This window comes from Streptomyces sp. NPDC096193, from assembly GCF_040302905.1.
Taxonomy (GTDB): domain Bacteria; phylum Actinomycetota; class Actinomycetes; order Streptomycetales; family Streptomycetaceae; genus Streptomyces.
Genome location: NZ_JBEOSJ010000010.1, coordinates 189,567 through 205,739 on the forward strand (window position 1 = coordinate 189,567; position 16,173 = coordinate 205,739).

Below are 16,173 nucleotides of genomic sequence, written 5' to 3' on the forward strand. Positions count from 1 at the left end.
GGGCCCGGTCGCTCTAGGCCGCCGTGCCGACCACGCGCCGCGGCGTGATCCGGATTTCGATGCGTACGACCTCCGGCGGCAGCTCCAGAAACTCCTCGCCGGCGCCCTTCCCCTCGTACTCCTCCGCCAGGCGGGCGGCCAGCAGGCGGTCGGTGTCCTCGGTGATCGTGGCGGTCCCGCGTACTTCCAGGTACCGCAGCGGGTCCTCGCGGTCGTAGACGGTCAGGCTGACCCGCGGATCGGCCGCGATGTTTTGGTCCTTGACGCGGCCGGCCTGGGAGGAGATCACCAGGTCGTCGCCGTCCCGGGCGACCCAGACGACGGACGTCTGCGGGCCGCCGTCGGGCTGGACGGTGGCGAGCACCGCCGGGTTGGGGGCGTCGAGTATCGCGCGGGCGCTTGCGCTCAGAGAGGCGGACATGATTGGGAGCCTACTGATCACGGGCGCGGCGGCGAAGACCCCGGCCGCGGCAGACCTGACGCACACCCCGACGCGTCCATGGCCTCAACCGCCCGACAATGTGCGGCGGTTGCGCTCCAGCAGCGCGCGTTCCCTCGCGTTCTCCGTGCGGGCGATGGCCTTCTCGTACGCCGCACGGGCCTCGTCGTCGCGGCCCAGCCGGCGCAGCAGATCCGCCCGGATGGCGTGGTGCAGCCGGTGGTCGTGCAGATCCACGGCGTCGACGAGGGCCAGTGCCGTCGCCGGCCCCTCGACCTCCGCCACGGCGACCGCGCGGTTGAGCGCGACCACCGGATTGGGGGCCAGGGCCAGCAACTGGTCGTACAGCAGCACGATCTGCCGCCAGTCGGTGGCGGCCGGGACGGGGGCGTCACTGTGCACCGCCTGGATCGCGGCCTGGATCTGGTACGGCCCCGGCCGGTCACGCAGCAGGCACTGGCGTACGAGCGCCTGGCCTTCGTCGATCAGGGCGCGGTCCCAGCTCTCGCGGTCCTGGTCGGCCAGCCGCACGAGATCCCCGGACGGGGATGTGCGGGCCGGACGGCGGGACTCGATCAGCAGCATCAGCGCGAGCAGTCCCTTGACCTCGGGCTCGTCCGGCATCAGCTGTTCCAGCAGCCGGCCGAGCCGGATCGCCTCGGCGCACAGGTCCTCGCGGACCAGGTGCTCGCCCGAACTGGCCGTGTATCCCTCGTTGAAGACGAGGTACACCACCGCCAGGACGGCCCCCAGCCGGTCCGGCAGGTCGGCGTCGCGCGGCACCCGGTAGGGAATGCCCGCGTCCCGGATCTTGCCCTTGGCGCGCACCAGGCGCTGTGCCATGGCCGATTCGGTGACGAGGAACGCCGAGGCGATCTCGGCGGTCGTCAGTCCGCCCAGCAGTCGCAGCGTCAGCGCGATTCGGGACGCCGGGGCGAGCGCCGGGTGGCAGCAGGTGAAGATCAGGCGCAGCCGGTCGTCACGCACGGGACCCTCCTCGGCCGGTACGTCATGGGCGTGCAGCAGGGTCGCCTGGGCGTGCCGGTCCTCGCGCTGCGCCTCCCGGCGCAGCCGGTCGATCGCGCGGTTGCGGGCCGTCGTGATGATCCACCCGGCCGGACTGGGCGGCAGCCCGGCGGCCGGCCAGCGCTGCACCGCGGTGGTGAACGCGTCCTGGACCGCCTCTTCGGCGATGTCGATGTCGCCGAAGACCCGGGCCAGGACGGCGACCGCGCGCCCGTACTCCTCGCGGAAGTGGCGCTCGATCACCGCCCCGGTCACCGCGGGCCCGCCGGAGGTCACCGGTGCCGGTCCCGGCAGGCCTTGCCCCGAGGCACTAGGCACAGCTTCCGTACTGGAGCGGACGGACCTCGATGGGAAGGGTGATCGCCCGGGCGAGCTTGCGGCCCCACTCCAGGGCGGCGTCGAGATCGGGGGCCTGGATGACCGTGAACCCGCCGATGTGCTCCTTGCCCTCGACGTACGGTCCGTCCGTCACGAGCAGGTCGTCGTCCTTCAGCCGCACCACCGTGGCGGTGCTCGGCGGATACAGACCGCCGGAGAACACCCACGCCCCGGCCTCCCTCATCTCCGCGTTGACGGCTTCGAGGTCCCGCATGATCGGTTCCAGGACCTCGGGACCGGGCGGCTCGCCGTCGGGCTGGTAGATGCTGAGCAGGTACTGCTTCATGGTGTCTCTCCTCGGTGTGCCGCGGGCCGGCCGCCCGCCTCTCACCCTCTACACGAACGGCCTTCCGCCGATTCGACATCTCACCCCGCCGGATCCGGAATCTTTTTGGCCCGACGGTGGGCGGCCACCCGTTCGCGGGTCGCGCACCGCCGCGAGCGGTAGCGGCGGGTGGGCCCGTTCCCCTGGGTGAGGTAGACGTTGCCGCAGGCGGGGGAGGAACACACACCGCCGGGCGGACGCTGCCGGTCCCGGACGAGGACGGTCAGGGCGAGACAGGACGACGCCGGCAGCCACGCGCCCCAGGGGGCGTCGTCCCGGCGGTCCAGATGCGGATGCCAGGGGGAGCGGCCTGCGTGCGAGGTGAGGACGGGCTGCCGGCCCAGAAGATCACCGCGGGTCAGCGCGCGGTGGACGCGTCCGGGTCGGACGGTTTGTCCCGCTTCTTGCGGGTGACCAGCACGAGCCCCGCGCCGGTGAGCACGGCCGCGCCGGCCACGGCGGCGAGTCCCGCGAGAGCCAGTGAACGGGAACCCGTGTCGGCCAGCGCGGGCTGCCCCGCCGAATCGGACGACGAGGTGGACGCGGCCGCCGACGCCGACGACGCCGTCGAGGAGGAGCCGGCCGCGTCACGGATGAGGTCGGCGACCGTACCGGGGTGGGAGATCATCGCGACGTGGGAGGAGTCGATCTCGACCGTGTGCGAGCCGGCGCGTTCGGCCTCGAAGCGTTCCAGGTCGGGCGCGATGCTCTTGTCCTGCTTGGCGACCAGGGCCCACGACGGAATGGTTCGCCAGGCCGCGGCGGGGGCCTTGTCCGTGAACGCCGAGGCGGCGATGGGGCGTTGTGCCGCCGCCATCACCGCGGTGGTCGTCGCCGGGAGGTCGGCCGCGAACACGTCGCGGAACCTGGCGGGCTGGATGGAGAGATCGGTGCCCTTGCCGCTCGTCGTCTCGAACGGCGTCGGACTCAGCGCGGGGTTCAGCTCGCTGCCCGGGAACTTGGCGGCGAGCTGTCCGAGGACCTCGCCCTTGTCCGGCATGAAGGCGGAGACGTAGACCAGCGACTTCACGTTCGGGTTGCCGGCGGCCGCGCCGCTGATCACCGCGCCGCCGTAGGAGTGGCCGACGAGCACGATCGGGCCCTTGATGTTCTTCAGGACGCCGGCGATGTAGGTGGAGTCGTCGGCCGGCCCGCGCAGGGGATTGGGCGGGGCGAGGACCGTGTAGCCGTCCGCCTGAAGACGTTCGATCACCCCGTTCCACCCGGAGGCGTCGGCGAAGGCGCCGTGCACCAGGACCACGGTGGGTCGGGCGCCTGCGCCTGTGTCACCGCCCGTCGTCCCGGCAGGGCCCGAGTCGGCGGAGGCCGGCACCGCGACGGTGCAGAGCGCCACGGTCAGCGCGGCCGTGGAGACATGCGTGAAGCGCCGGCGTATGAGGTCGGCGGTGGACGGCATGGTCATGCTGTTCCCTCTTCTGCGGGGCAGGGTGGCGGACCCTCAGCGTTTCCGAGCACGGTCGACGCGGCGCGGCCCGCGAGGCAAGCGGGTGAAGAGGGCCGCCCGTCCGGGTGACACCTGCGGTACACCCGCCGTAGGCGGGTAACGCGGCACCGTCCGCAGCCCGGTGGGTGCCGCCGATCGGGTGGTCTCCGATCGCCCCCGTCAGGACGCGGTGGCCTGTGCCCGCGCGGGTCGGCGCGGGCAACAGGGCCCGGTCGACGGGGTCGGCAGCCCGGGCCGGAAGGGAACCGTCCCGCCGCGATCACCGCCCGGCCCGTGGTCGTCATGGAGGTGGGTGGGGCGTAAGCCCGCTAGATTGCGCTTCGTGCTCCTTTGAGGAAATTTGCGGCCTGCTCAGGGGGTGCGGTCTGTGCATGGTGAAGGCTGCCGATGGAGTGGGAGTTCCTGTGGCTTCAGGGTCCGGGCCTGAGCTCGACGTGCTGTCCAAGGACGTCGACGCGTACATCGAGCCGGGCGAGGGCGTCGCGCCGCCGCTGGGAGACGACGGGAACAACAAGGGCGGGTCATGACCGGCGGTCCGTCGCCGCAGCGGCAGCCGTCGATCGACGTCGGTGCCGGTATCTCGCAGGTGGAGGGCTATCTGCTGGCTCAGAGCCGGCTGCGGGAAGCCGCGGAGTCGGCGGAGATGTTCGCCGGACGCATGCCATGGCTGACCACCGCCCAGTACGACGAGGTCGTGCGTCTGTACGCCGAGGAGCACGTCGCGGTGTCCCGGAAGGCGCTGGAAGCGGTCACCGCGCGTGCCGGTGAGCTCCGCACGGAGTACAGCGAGCGGTACGACGCGTTGCGGCAGCGTCTGCTGCGCCAGGTGGCCGCCGCGCTCATCGGCCTCGCGGTCGTGTGGCTGTGCGTGGTGCTGCTGACCGTCCGTGGCTGAGGGCTTGGCTCTACCGGCGTGGATGGTCGGGTGACGGGCTAGGAACGGCGGCGCGGCTTGCCGCGCTTGCTGCCCTTCGCCCCGCCCTTGGCCCCGCCGGAACCGCTGCGGGCGCCCCTGCCCGTCGACGTACCGCCGGACTTGGTGCCGCCGGACGTGGCCGCGGGCTTGCGCCGTGCGCCTCCCGCGTCCGCGCGCTTGCTCTTCGGCTCGGCCGCCGTCCGAGCGCGACCGCGGGAGCTGTTGACGGTCCGCCCGCGGACGATCCCGATGAAGTCCTCCACCAGATCGGTGGTCCGGTCCTCCGGCCACGACAGCGCGATGCGCGACTCGGGGGTGCCGGACACCGGCCGGTACGTGAGGTCCTTGCGGTGGTGCAGACGGGCCAGTGACTGGGGTACGACGAGCAGTCCCACGCCGGCCGCCACCAGTTCGGCGGCGTCCGCCGTCGTCGCGGGGCGCTCGTACGCGGGCCTGCCGGGCGGCTGCTCCCAGTCGAGGGTGTCGTCGAGGGGGCGCAGCACGATCTCGTCGGCCAGATCCTCCGAAGACACCTCGTCCACCGCTGCCACGACGTGGTCCTTGGGGACCACGACCACGGTCGTCTCGGTGTAGAGGGGGATCGCGCTGAGGTCCGCTCCGTCGACCGGCAGCCGCACGAGCCCGGCGTCCGCGCCGCCGTCGCGCAGCACCTCGAAGGCCTCGGCGGGGGAGACCGCGACGAGAGTCAGGGGGACGCCGGGCAGCCGCTCGTTCCAGATCCGCACCCACTTCGTGGGCGTCACTCCCGGGACATACGCCAGCCGGAACGAAGGGGATGCTTCCGAGCCTGTCACCGGGCCAGGCTACCGGTCGTGGTCGGAGGGGGCGCACACGCTCGATACCCTGGACACCATGACGTCGCACCAGACCACCCAGACGATGAAGCCCGCGACCGCGGCGAAGAAGCTGGGTGTGTACCTCGAGGCCACCCCCACCGAGTTCCAGGAGGGTGTCGTCTCGCGCACCGAGCTGAACGCCCTCCAGGCAGACCCGCCCGAGTGGCTGCAGGAGCTGCGACGCAACGGCCCGCACCCCCGTCCGGTGGTCGCGGCGAAGCTCGGCATCTCCATCGCGGGTCTCGCGCGCGGCGGCGTGACCGACGCGCTCACCACGGAGCAGATCGACGCGCTGAAGAAGGACCTTCCCGAGTGGCTGCAGAAGGAACGCGCCACGCAGGCCGAGGTCCGCAAGGAATCGGTGCGTATCAAGGAGAAGAACGCGGAGCGAGCCGAGCAGCCCCGCGGTCCGCGTTCCTGATCTTCTCCGAGCTCGGGCGATCGCCGGTCACACGGACCGGCGAGAGGCGCTGAGCCAGTCCTTGTAGTGGGTGGCGGCCAGGCGGGCGCCGGGCCCCGGAACGAGAACGCCGTCGTCGGTGGCGGCGAACATGCCCGCCTGCTCGTCGGTGACGACGGTGCGCTCGTCCTGTCGGTCCGCCAGCGTGAGGCGGCCGAGCTCGTCCAAAGCGAAGACGTCCGGACCGGCGACATCGACCGAGCCGCCGAGCGGCGGGGCCGTGGCGACGTCGGCGAGGGCGTCGACGACATCGGCCGTCGCGATGGGCTGGATACGAGTGGAGGGCAGCCGGACCGTTCGGGCGTCGGAGGTCCACGACATGACCGCGTCCATGAACTCGAAGAACTGCGTCGCGCGCACGATCGAGTACGGCGTGGGCCCCTGCCGCAGCAGATCCTCCTGGAGCGTCTTCGCGCGGTAGTAGTCCAGCTGCGGCACCAGGTCGACGCCCACGATGGACAGGATCACCTGGTGACGGACACCCGCGCGCTCGCCCGCGGCCAGCAGGTTCCCCATGGTGGTGCGGAAGAAGTCCGGTGAGGCTTCATCGAACGTGGGCGAGTTCGTCACGTTGACGACGGTGTCCGCGCCTGCGAGCGCGTCGTCGAGCCCCTCGCCGGTGAGCAGGTCGAGGCCGGTGGACAGGGACGAGGGGGTCACCTCGTGCCCGGCCTCGCGGAGTCTGCCGACCAGCTGCGAGCCGATCAGTCCGGTGCCGCCGATGACCGTGATCTTCATGATCGTTTCCTTCCGTGAACCGAGCGTCGCTGGGCGCGCAAACTCGGATATCTGTTGTCCGAGATACTACTCGGATAGTCTTTGTCCGAGTCAACTGGAGGGCGCATGAAACTGTCCGGCGGCGTGGAGTGGGCGCTGCACTGCTGCGTGGTGCTGACCGCGGCGACCGAGCCGGTCCCGGCTGCCCGGCTCGCTGAGCTGCACGACGTCTCGCCCAGCTATCTGGCGAAGCAGATGCAGGCCCTGTCCCGGGCGGGTCTGGTGAAGTCCGTGCAGGGCAAGACGGGTGGATACGTCCTGACCAGGGCCGCCGGGGAGATCACGCTCCTGGACGTGGTGCAGGCGGTCGACGGCGCGAACCCGGCGTTCGTATGCACGGAGATCCGACAGCGGGGTCCGTTCGGGGCGCCACCCGAGGAGTGCGCGAAGGCGTGTCCCATCGCCCGCGCGATGGGTGCGGCGGATGCGGCTTGGCGGGCGTCACTGGCGAGTGTCTCGGTGGCGGATCTGGCGGGCTCGGTGGAGCGGGACAGCGGGCCCGAAGTGCTGCCGGCGATCGGTGCGTGGCTCAACGCGGACAGGGAGGCCGGCGCCTGAGGGTGCGGCCGGGCCTGGCGCTCCGGGGAGCCCTCGTCGTATGCGGGAGCGCCAGGTCAAAGGGTGGGCCGGCGGAGGGGTGGGGGGAGGGTCGTGCCGCGTTGCCGTGAAGGTGACTGGGCGCGCTCCTCAGCCCGCTGGCCAACTGGCGCGCTCAGCGGTGCGTCAGTGGAACCAGGCGACCAGGCGTACGTTCTCCGCACCGTGGACTCCGCTGAGAATGCCCATGACGCTCCAGACCCGGCCCCAGTCGGTGTCGGTCCCTGCAACCTCGGCGCGGCTGCGCGTGCCGGAGGCGTTTGTCTCCTGCCAGTCGGTGGCCGCGAGCTCGGCCCAGGTCAGCCAGGTGGTGCCGTGCACGTCGTCCGGGCCACCGTAGGCGGCGAACTCATCGCGTAGCCCCTGCGAGGCGTCATCAGGGAGACCGCGCCCCTCGGCCAGTGGGTGAAAGCCGTATGAGTTGCGGATCCCGAAGAGGCAGGCCAGGCCGTCGTAGGCGTTGCCCCTGTTGAGCAGGAACAGATCGATGCCGGCTTCCCACGCGGAGTCCTCATCCTCCGGATGCCGTAGACGGGCTCCCGGCCGGCACTCGATTATCCCGCTCACATCGGTTGACATGCAGAGATCCTGCCTGCGGCCGGAGGTCATCGCATCTGTTTGTTTCGCCATGGCACGGCAGTCTTGGGCCAACTATGACGCTCAAAGGTCGGCAAGGGTGCTCAAGGCGCCAACTATCGCGCTCAGTCGCGGCGAGGCAGAGCTTGCTCGCTCCAAGACCTTTGCATAAAGCTGCGGTGCTACGTATAGTCATGCCATCGACGAGGAGGACCCGATGGCAGTACGCGCAGCAGTGGCCGGAGCGAGTGGATACGCGGGCGGGGAACTGCTGCGTCTCCTCGTCGCCCACCCGGACGTCGAGGTCGGCGCGCTCACCGGGCACTCCAACGCAGGTCAGAAGCTCGGCGGGCTCCAGCCCCATCTGCTGCCCCTCGCCGGGCGGGTTCTGGAGCCCACCACCGCCGATGTGCTCGACGGGCACGACGTCGTCTTTCTCGCCCTCCCGCACGGGCAGTCCGCCGAGGTCGCCGAGCAGCTCGGCGACGAGGTTCTCGTCATCGACATGGGCGCCGACTTCCGGCTGCACAGCGCCGCCGACTGGGAGAAGTTCTACGGCTCACCGCACGCGGGGACCTGGCCCTACGGGCTCCCCGAGCTGCCGGGGGCCCGTACCGCTCTGGCCGGCGCCCGGCGGATCGCGGTACCGGGGTGTTATCCCACTGCCGTGTCGCTCGCGCTGTTCCCCGCGTACGCCGCGGGACTCGCCGAGCCCGAGGCCGTGATCACCGCGGCGTCCGGAACCTCCGGTGCCGGCAAGTCGCCCAAGGCGCACCTGCTGGGCTCCGAGGTGATGGGCTCCATGACCCCCTACGGCGTGGGCGGCGGCCACCGCCACACCCCTGAGATGATCCAGAACCTCAGCGCCGCCGCGGGCGAGCCGGTCACCGTCTCCTTCACCCCGACCCTGGCGCCGATGCCCCGCGGCATTCTCGCGACCTGCTCCGCCAAGGCGAAGCCGGGCACCACGGCCCATGACGTACGGGGCGCGTACGAGAAGGCCCTGGCGGACGAGCCGTTCGTCCACCTCCTGCCGGAGGGGCAGTGGCCCGCCACCGCGTCGGTGTACGGCTCCAACGCCGTGCAGATCCAGGTCGCGTACGACGAGGCCGCCGGCCGTCTCATCGCGATCAGCGCCATCGACAACCTCACCAAGGGCACCGCCGGTGGTGCGGTGCAGAGCATGAACATCGCCCTCGGACTTCCCGAGGACACCGGTCTTTCCACGATGGGAGTCGCTCCGTGAGCGGCATACGGGCAGCCGGCCGGCTGCAGAGTGACCCGGCAGCCGCGTCCGCGTGCCGCACGGGCAAGGAAGCGAACGAGGAGAAGCAGTGAGCGTCACGGCAGCGAAGGGATTCACGGCGGCTGGCATCGCGGCCGGGATCAAGGAGAGCGGCAACCCGGACCTGGCCCTCGTGGTCAACAACGGGCCGCGTCGCGCCGCCGCGGGCGTCTTCACCTCCAACCGCGTCAAGGCCGCGCCCGTCCTGTGGTCCGAGCAGGTCCTCAAGGGCGGTGACGTCACCGCGGTCGTTCTCAACTCCGGTGGCGCCAACGCCTGTACGGGGCCGCAGGGCTTCCAGGACACCCACGCCACCGCGGAGAAGGTGGCCGACGTGCTCGGCCACAGTGCCGGCGAGGTCGCGGTGGCCTCCACCGGTCTCATCGGTGTGCTGCTGCCGATGGACAAGCTCCTGCCCGGCATCGAGAAGGCCGCGGCACAGCTCGGTGAGCACGGTGGCGAGAAGGCGGCCATCGCGATCAAGACGACCGACACCGTGCACAAGACGGCCGTGTATCAGGGCGAGGGCTGGAGCATCGGCGGAATGGCCAAGGGCGCGGGCATGCTCGCCCCGGGACTCGCCACCATGCTCGTGGTCCTCACCACCGACGCCGACCTCGACAGCTCCACGCTCGACACGGCACTGCGGGAGTCGACCCGGCTCACGTTCGACCGGATCGACTCCGACGGCTGCATGTCCACCAATGACACCGTGCTGCTGCTGGCCTCCGGCGCGTCCGGGACGGCGCCGGAGTACGACGCGTTCGCCGAGGGGGTCCGCACGGTCTGCGGTGACCTGGCCCGCCAGCTCATCGGTGACGCCGAGGGCGCCTCCAAGGACATCCGTATCGAGGTCGTCGGCGCCGCCACCGAGGACGACGCCGTCGAGGTCGGCCGGTCCATCGCGCGCAACAACCTGCTCAAGTGCGCCATCCACGGTGAGGACCCCAACTGGGGCCGGGTGCTCTCCGCGATCGGCACCACCCGCGCCGCGTTCGAGCCCGACCGGCTGAACGTCGCCATCAACGGCGTGTGGGTCTGCAAGAACGGCGGAGTCGGTGAGGACCGCGACCTCGTCGACATGCGCTACCGCGAGGTGCGGATCACCGCCGACCTCTCCGCCGGCTCCGAGTCCGCCGTCATCTGGGCCAACGACCTGACGGCCGACTACGTCCACGAGAACAGCGCGTACTCGTCATGAGCACCCGCAAGCACACCGCACTGCCGAAGGCGCAGATCCTCATCGAGGCCCTGCCCTGGCTGACCCGGCACAACGGCAAGACCGTCGTCGTCAAGTTCGGCGGCAACGCGATGGTCGACGAGGACCTCAAGGCGGCCTTCGCCCAGGACATCGTCTTTCTGCGGCAGGCCGGCCTCAAGCCCGTCGTCGTGCACGGCGGCGGGCCGCAGATCAAGGCTCAGCTCGACCGGCACGGGCTGGTCAGCGAGTTCAAGGCGGGCCTGCGGGTCACCACGCCGGAGGCGATGGACGTCGTACGGATGGTCCTGTCCGGTCAGGTCCAGCGCGACCTCGTCGGCCTGCTGAACCAGCACGGCCCGCTCGCCGTCGGCCTCACCGGCGAGGACGCCCACACCATCACCGCCACCAAGCACCGGCCCACGATCGACGGCGAACTGGTCGACATCGGCCGCGTCGGCGAGATCACCGCGATCGACACCGGCGCCATCGAGGCGCTCCTCGCCGACGGCCGGATCCCGGTGGTCTCCTCGATCGCCCGCTCACAGGACGACGGACATGTCTACAACGTCAATGCTGATACGGCGGCTGCGGCACTCGCTGCGGCGCTGGGCGCCGAAACGCTGATGGTCCTCACCGACGTCGAGGGCCTCTACGAGGACTGGCCCGACAGCGACGAGGTGATCAGCAGACTCACCGCCGGTCAGCTGGAGAAACTGCTGCCGGAGCTCGCGAGCGGCATGGTCCCCAAGATGCAGGGCTGCCTGTTCGCCGTGCGCAACGGCGTCAACACCGCCCGCGTCATCGACGGCCGGGTGCCGCACTCGATCCTGCTGGAGATCTTCACCGACTCGGGCATCGGCACGATGGTCGTGCCCGACGGACAGGGGGAACCATGACCAACCAGGAACTCGCCCAGCGGTGGCGGGACGTGATGACCGACAACTACGGCACGCCCCAGTTGTCGCTGGTCCGCGGTGAGGGCGCCACCGTCTGGGACGCCGACGGCACGGCGTACACCGACTTCGTCGGCGGCATCGCCGTCAACGCGCTCGGCCACGCGCACCCCGCGGTCGTCGAGGCCGTGACCCGGCAGATCGCCTCGCTCGGCCATGTCTCCAATCTCTACACCGCCGAGCCGCCACTCGCGCTCGCCGAACGCCTCATCCAGCTCTTCGGGCGTCCCGGACGCGTCTTCTTCTGCAACTCCGGCGCCGAGGCCAACGAAGCCGCCTTCAAGATCGGCCGCCTGACGGGCCGTCAGCACATGGTCGCCACCGACGGCGGTTTCCACGGCCGGACCATGGGCTCCCTCGCCCTCACCGGTCAGCCGGGCAAGCGGGAGCCGTTCCTGCCGCTGCCGGGCGATGTCACCCACGTCCCGTACGGCGACGCGGACGCGCTGCGGGCGGCCGTGACCGAGGAGACGGCGCTCGTCGTCATCGAGCCGATCCAGGGCGAGAACGGTGTGGTCGTACCGCCCAGGGGATATCTGGAGGCCGCCCGGGAGATCACCCGGGCCACCGGCACGCTGCTCGTCCTCGACGAGGTCCAGACCGGCATCGGGCGCACCGGCCACTGGTTCGAGCACCAGGCCCACCAGGGCGTCGAGCCGGACATCGTCACTCTCGCCAAGGGGCTCGGCGGCGGACTGCCGCTCGGCGCGACCGTGGTCTTCGGCGAGGCCGCGGACCTGCTGAAGCCCGGTCACCACGGCACGACCTTCGGCGGGAACCCGGTCTCCTGCGCCGCGGGCCTCGCCGTGCTGAACACGCTGGCCGCGGACGGAGTCCTCGACGAGGTCAAGCGCCTCGGCGAGAGGATCCGCGACGGAATCGAGGGCTCCGCGGACCGGCCGGGCCATCCTCTGATCTCCCATGTCCGTGGTGCGGGCCTGTTGCTGGGTATCGTGCTCAACGAGCCCCTCGCGCCCCGGGTGCAGCAGGCGGCTCAGAGCGCCGGCTTCCTGGTGAACGCCCCGGCCCCCGATGTCGTACGGCTGATGCCGCCCCTGACCATCGGGGAGGCCGATGTGGACGCGTTCATCCGGGCGTTGCCCGGTGTTCTCGACGCGGCAGGCGGGGAAGGACGATCCGGAGAATGAGACGACGATGAGCGATGCGCAGGACACCGAACACGGCGGGCCGGCCGTGCCGCAGACCCGTACGGCCCGCCACCGCCGGATCGTGGACATCCTCAACCGGCAGCCGGTGCGCTCGCAGAGCCAGCTCGCCAAGCTCCTCGCCGACAACGGGCTGAGCGTCACCCAGGCGACGCTCTCCCGGGACCTGGACGAGCTCGGCGCCGTGAAGATCCGCAACACCGGCGGGGAGTTGATCTACGCGGTGCCCAGCGAGGGCGGCTTCCGCACCCCGCATGTGCCACTGGGGGAGTCGGCGAAGGAGGAGCGGATGCGCCGCCTCTCCGGTGAACTGCTCATCTCCGCGGAGGCGTCGGCCAATCTCGTCGTCCTGCGCACGCCCCCCGGGGCGGCCCAGTTCCTCGCCTCGGCCATCGACCAGGCCGAACTGCGCGACATCCTCGGCACGATCGCGGGCGACGACACCCTGCTGCTGATCAGCCGTGACCCGCTCGGCGGCCAGGCGCTCGCCGACCATCTGCTGCGCCTGGCCCAGAACGACCGCTGACGGGGGCCCGGTCGGGTCTCCGTCAGGCGGCCCCTACGTCCGGCCACTGCGTCGTCAGGCCGGCAACTGCGCCGAGTGGCGGGCGAATCCGCTGGTCTGCCAGGTGCTGCCGTCGGCGAGGACCGCGAACGCCTCGGTGCCCGTCAGGTCCTCCAGCCAGCCGCGGGCCCGGTCGCCCATCGCGTACGCGGCGGTCGCGCGGGCGTCCGCCTCCGTCAGCCCCGGGCAGACGACCGTCATCGAGGCGATGCCGTCGGCGGGGGGCCGCCGCGTGTGCGGGTCGAGGATGTGGCAGCCGCGCTCGGCCGGGCCCGAGGTGGCGACGGCCAGACCGTCCCCGGCCTCGATCACGGTGACCAGCTCGCCGGGGTGCAGCGGGTCCGACACCCCCACCCGCCAGGGACCGCCGTGCAGCTGGATGTCGCCGCCGCCGTTGAGGCAGACCGCGTCCGCGCCGGAGGAGGCGAGCATGCGGACCGCGCACTCCACCGCCCAGCCCTTGACCACGCCCGTGGGATCGAGGCCGCCGGCATAGCGGGCGGTGAACCAGCCGTCGCTCTCGCGCTCGGCGTCCTCGCACAGCCGGAAGACCTCGGCGACCTCGGTGACGCAGTCGTCGAGCGTGATCTCGCGCCGCGCCAGCCGGCTGATCTGGCTGTCCTCGCGGTATGTCGAGAAGATCTCGTCGACGCGGTGCAGACCGGCCACGGTGGCGGCGAGCCCGGCACGCACCCGCGGGGAGTCGCCTGCCGCGGCCATCCGGACGTCGAACGAGAAGACGGTACCCATCGCGTGCTCGACATGACGCAGACGCGTCCCACCGGACATCACAGGCCCGCCTTGTCGATGGCGCTCTGCAGGGACGTGATGTAGCCCTTGCTGGTGTAACTGGCCCCTGAGACGGTGTCGATGCCGGCGCTCTGTGCCGTGACCGCGGCCTGGTTGAGCTCGGGTACGGCATCGGCGGCGATCCGGCGGCTGTTGGCGTCGCTGTTCGGCGCCTTCACAGCGTCCGCCGCGGTGATCCTGCCGCCGCTGACCGTGATCTCGACCTGCACCGGGCCGTACTGCGTGTCGGCCACGTCCCCGAGCACGGTCTTCGGCGCCGCGTCGCCGGTGCCCGCGTCCGCGTCCGCGTCCGCGTCCGCGCCGGGGTCCGTACCGGCTTCCGCGTCCGCACCGGCTCCCGGGTCCGCCGCGGGCGGCGGTGCCGCCTCGCCGCTTCCCGTCCCTCCCGACGTCCCGGCGCCCGGGGCTGCCGCCCCCGCCTTGTCGATGGCGCTCTGCAGGGACGTGATGTAGCCCTTGCTGGTGTAACTGGCTCCTGAGACGGTGTCGATGTCGGCGCTCTGGGCCGCCAGCACGGCCTGGTTGAGCTTGGGGATGGCGCCGGCGGCGATCTGCCGGCTGTTGGCGTCGGCGTCGGGCGCCTTCACCGCCTGCGCGCCGGTGATCCTGCCGCCGCTGAGGGTCAGCTGGACCTGGACGTCGCCGTACTGCGTACCGGCGGCGTCCCCGAGCACCGTCTGTCCGCCGGTGGCCGAGGCCCCGTCGCCGGCCGACGCCGAGCCGCCCGGCGGAACCTGGGAACCGGCGGACGCCTCGGCCACCGTCGTGCCCGGCTGCTTCAGAGCGAGCAGCAGCACGACGCCGGTCGCCGTGGCGGCGATGCCGATCATGACCCGGCGCAGCGGGTGTTTCCTCTTCACGGACGGCCTCACATCTCGAAGGACTCGTGGTGGATGCGGCGGGACGGCACTCCGGCTTCACGCAGTGCCTGGAAGGACTCCTCGGCGAGACCGGGCGGTCCACAGAGGTACACGTCGTGGCTGTCGATGTCGGGCAGGACTTCCTTCAGCCGCTCGGCGGTGATCTCGGGCCGGGCACCGTCCGGACCGTTCACGGCGTACATCAGTTGTGCGTCGCGGTTGCGGGCGATCTCCTTGAGCTCGCTCCACAGCGCCAGGTCCTGGGTCTTGCTGGCCCGGTAGAGCAGGGTCAGATCCCCGGGCCCGCCGGGCAGCGTCTCGAACAGCGCCCGCAGCGGGGTGATCCCGGCGCCGCCCGCGATCAGCAGCACCTTGTTGCGGCTGCGCCGGCCGGCGGTCATCGCGCCGTAGGGACCCTCAGCCCAGACCCGGGTACCCGGCTCCAGCCGGGACAGCGCCGTGCTGTGCTTGCCGACGGCCTTGACGGTGATCCGCATCAGAGTGGGCCTGGGCGGGGCCGAGAGCGAGTACGGGTTGGCGCTCCAGCGCAGGCCCTTGGTGAGGAAGCGCCAGCGGAAGAACTGCCCCGCCTCGGCGCCGAGACGGTGCAGCCGGCGTCCGCTGATCAGCACGGAGACCACACCGGGTGCCTCGTCCACGGTCGACTCGACCCGCATGCGGTGCCAGAGGTTCAGCCGGACCGGCGCCAGCACGCGGTACCAGAGCAGCAGGGCGCCGACCGTCCCGTAGAGGGCGTACCAGACGGTGCGGGCAGCGGAGTCGGCTACGAACTCGGCCCCGGTGGCGAGTTGGTGCCAGAAGGTCAGATACACCGCGACATACGTCAGCAGATGCAGGTAGTACCAGGTCTCGTACGCCATCTTCCGGCGCACCATGCCGGCCGAGACGAAGCCGATGAACAGCAGGAGGCCGGTGCCGATCGCCGCCTTGATCATTTCGGGGAAGTCGACGACGACGGTGACGGTCTGGTCGATCACGCCCGTGTCGGCCTGTACGGAGTAGCCCCACACGGTCATCACGACATGCGTGACGATCAGGCAGATCGCATAGCGGCCGCTCATCGCGTGCCACCGCGTCACCCGGTCGGAACCCACCCGCCGCTCCAGCGCGGGAACGCGCGCCATCAGCAGGACCACCAGCGCGATTATGTAACCGCCGAGCAGCCCGGTGATCCTGCCGGCCCCGACCAGCCACTCGGCAGTGTCCATGTGCACCACGGCCGTGTTCTGCCACCACAGGGACAGCACGGCCGCCGCCCCGACCCAGGCGATGGCCAACAACACCACCGCCGGGTCACGCCGGGGCCGGATCGCCCGCATGGTCTGGCGTCTTGCGGCCCGACCACTCTGCAACATCGTCACGACTGCTCCTCGGCTGCGCCTCGTTCGCGTACCTGGATACGGATGCGAAGGGGCGGGAGTTCAACCGGTGAGGTCCGGGTTCTGCCGTGACGCGGGCGCGGGCGTCGGCACGGTGTGGGGCCGTGTGTCCGGTGA

The 16,173-nt window shown here is 71.3% G+C and carries 19 protein-coding genes and 1 pseudogene; 9 read left to right on the plus strand and 11 right to left on the minus strand.

Going from position 1 to position 16,173, the window contains the following annotated elements; translation table 11 throughout:
- Nucleotides 1–13: 13 nt before the first annotated feature.
- The 5 genes and pseudogenes from ABTX78_RS17405 to ABTX78_RS17425 form a co-directional block, all read right to left on the minus strand.
- Nucleotides 14–421 carry a PPOX class F420-dependent oxidoreductase gene (locus tag ABTX78_RS17405; RefSeq protein ID WP_352207639.1) on the minus strand — a complete coding sequence of 136 codons (408 nt, stop codon included), beginning with the start codon at nt 419–421 and terminating at the stop codon, nt 14–16.
- Nucleotides 422–505: 84 nt separating this feature from the next.
- On the minus strand, nt 506–1,741 hold the full coding sequence (locus tag ABTX78_RS17410; RefSeq protein WP_352207640.1) for an RNA polymerase sigma factor: 1,236 nt from the start codon (nt 1,739–1,741) through the stop codon (nt 506–508).
- A gap of 34 nt (nt 1,742–1,775) precedes the next feature.
- Nucleotides 1,776–2,129, minus strand: a complete 354-nt coding sequence (locus tag ABTX78_RS17415; protein WP_352207641.1) for a YciI family protein — start codon at nt 2,127–2,129, stop codon at nt 1,776–1,778.
- 80 nt (nt 2,130–2,209) lie between these two features.
- A pseudogene (locus ABTX78_RS17420) lies at nt 2,210–2,500 on the minus strand (CGNR zinc finger domain-containing protein); the annotation flags it as partial.
- Nucleotides 2,501–2,526: 26 nt separating this feature from the next.
- On the minus strand, nt 2,527–3,591 hold the full coding sequence (locus ABTX78_RS17425) for an alpha/beta fold hydrolase (RefSeq protein ID WP_352207642.1): 1,065 nt from the start codon (nt 3,589–3,591) through the stop codon (nt 2,527–2,529).
- Between the two features lie 446 nt (nt 3,592–4,037).
- Between ABTX78_RS17425 and ABTX78_RS17430 the strand changes: the two genes are divergently transcribed.
- Both ABTX78_RS17430 and ABTX78_RS17435 read left to right on the plus strand, forming a co-directional pair.
- Nucleotides 4,038–4,160: a hypothetical protein gene (locus tag ABTX78_RS17430; protein ID WP_352207643.1), complete on the plus strand. Its 123-nt coding sequence runs from the start codon at nt 4,038–4,040 to the stop codon at nt 4,158–4,160.
- Nucleotides 4,157–4,528 (plus strand): hypothetical protein, encoded by a 372-nt coding sequence (locus ABTX78_RS17435; RefSeq protein WP_352207644.1) that lies wholly within the window; start codon nt 4,157–4,159, stop codon nt 4,526–4,528. Before ABTX78_RS17430 ends, ABTX78_RS17435 begins: the two co-directional genes overlap by 4 nt.
- 38 nt (nt 4,529–4,566) lie before the next feature.
- Here the strand turns inward: ABTX78_RS17435 and ABTX78_RS17440 are convergent, their stop codons facing one another.
- Complete coding sequence (locus tag ABTX78_RS17440) at nt 4,567–5,364, minus strand: LysR family transcriptional regulator substrate-binding protein (protein ID WP_352207645.1); 798 nt, start codon at nt 5,362–5,364, stop codon at nt 4,567–4,569.
- Nucleotides 5,365–5,422: 58 nt separating this feature from the next.
- On the opposite strand from ABTX78_RS17440, the gene ABTX78_RS17445 reads away from it, so the two are divergent.
- Nucleotides 5,423–5,827, plus strand: coding sequence for a DUF5997 family protein (locus ABTX78_RS17445; protein WP_352207646.1), 405 nt, complete (start codon nt 5,423–5,425; stop codon nt 5,825–5,827).
- A gap of 27 nt (nt 5,828–5,854) precedes the next feature.
- Here the strand turns inward: ABTX78_RS17445 and ABTX78_RS17450 are convergent, their stop codons facing one another.
- The gene (locus ABTX78_RS17450; RefSeq protein WP_352207647.1) at nt 5,855–6,604 is read right to left on the minus strand and encodes an SDR family oxidoreductase; all 750 of its coding nucleotides are present in this window, start codon (nt 6,602–6,604) and stop codon (nt 5,855–5,857) included.
- Between the two features lie 105 nt (nt 6,605–6,709).
- On the opposite strand from ABTX78_RS17450, the gene ABTX78_RS17455 reads away from it, so the two are divergent.
- Nucleotides 6,710–7,201, plus strand: coding sequence for an RrF2 family transcriptional regulator (locus ABTX78_RS17455; protein WP_352207648.1), 492 nt, complete (start codon nt 6,710–6,712; stop codon nt 7,199–7,201).
- A 165-nt stretch (nt 7,202–7,366) separates the two neighbouring features.
- Here ABTX78_RS17455 and ABTX78_RS17460 read toward each other — a convergent pair whose 3' ends face one another.
- A complete protein-coding gene (locus ABTX78_RS17460; RefSeq protein ID WP_352207649.1) occupies nt 7,367–7,819 on the minus strand; it encodes a hypothetical protein in 453 nt (150 codons plus the stop codon).
- 214 nt (nt 7,820–8,033) lie between these two features.
- Between ABTX78_RS17460 and argC the strand changes: the two genes are divergently transcribed.
- The 5 genes from argC (at nt 8,034) to ABTX78_RS17485 (ending at nt 12,947) form a co-directional block, all read left to right on the plus strand.
- Entirely contained in the window at nt 8,034–9,062 is a 1,029-nt protein-coding gene (gene argC, locus ABTX78_RS17465; RefSeq protein ID WP_352207650.1) for an N-acetyl-gamma-glutamyl-phosphate reductase, read from the plus strand.
- Between the two features lie 88 nt (nt 9,063–9,150).
- Nucleotides 9,151–10,302: a bifunctional glutamate N-acetyltransferase/amino-acid acetyltransferase ArgJ gene (argJ, locus tag ABTX78_RS17470; protein ID WP_352207651.1), complete on the plus strand. Its 1,152-nt coding sequence runs from the start codon at nt 9,151–9,153 to the stop codon at nt 10,300–10,302.
- The gene (gene argB / locus ABTX78_RS17475; protein WP_352207652.1) at nt 10,299–11,198 is read left to right on the plus strand and encodes an acetylglutamate kinase; all 900 of its coding nucleotides are present in this window, start codon (nt 10,299–10,301) and stop codon (nt 11,196–11,198) included. The genes argJ and argB overlap by 4 nt, the downstream gene beginning before the upstream one ends.
- A complete protein-coding gene (locus ABTX78_RS17480) occupies nt 11,195–12,403 on the plus strand; it encodes an acetylornithine transaminase (protein WP_352207653.1) in 1,209 nt (402 codons plus the stop codon). The genes argB and ABTX78_RS17480 overlap by 4 nt, the downstream gene beginning before the upstream one ends.
- 7 nt (nt 12,404–12,410) lie before the next feature.
- Nucleotides 12,411–12,947, plus strand: coding sequence for an arginine repressor (locus ABTX78_RS17485; protein WP_313947391.1), 537 nt, complete (start codon nt 12,411–12,413; stop codon nt 12,945–12,947).
- Between the two features lie 54 nt (nt 12,948–13,001).
- On the opposite strand, the gene ABTX78_RS17490 is transcribed toward ABTX78_RS17485, so the two are convergent.
- Genes ABTX78_RS17490 through ABTX78_RS17500 form a run of 3 tightly spaced genes read right to left on the minus strand, consistent with a single transcriptional unit; the run spans nt 13,002 to nt 16,032 of the window.
- The gene (locus tag ABTX78_RS17490) at nt 13,002–13,775 is read right to left on the minus strand and encodes an FAD:protein FMN transferase (protein ID WP_352207654.1); all 774 of its coding nucleotides are present in this window, start codon (nt 13,773–13,775) and stop codon (nt 13,002–13,004) included.
- A complete protein-coding gene (locus ABTX78_RS17495) occupies nt 13,775–14,656 on the minus strand; it encodes an FMN-binding protein (protein ID WP_352207655.1) in 882 nt (293 codons plus the stop codon). Before ABTX78_RS17495 ends, ABTX78_RS17490 begins: the two co-directional genes overlap by 1 nt.
- An 8-nt stretch (nt 14,657–14,664) precedes the next feature.
- Nucleotides 14,665–16,032: a ferredoxin reductase family protein gene (locus ABTX78_RS17500; protein WP_352207698.1), complete on the minus strand. Its 1,368-nt coding sequence runs from the start codon at nt 16,030–16,032 to the stop codon at nt 14,665–14,667.
- Nucleotides 16,033–16,173: the final 141 nt, after the last annotated feature.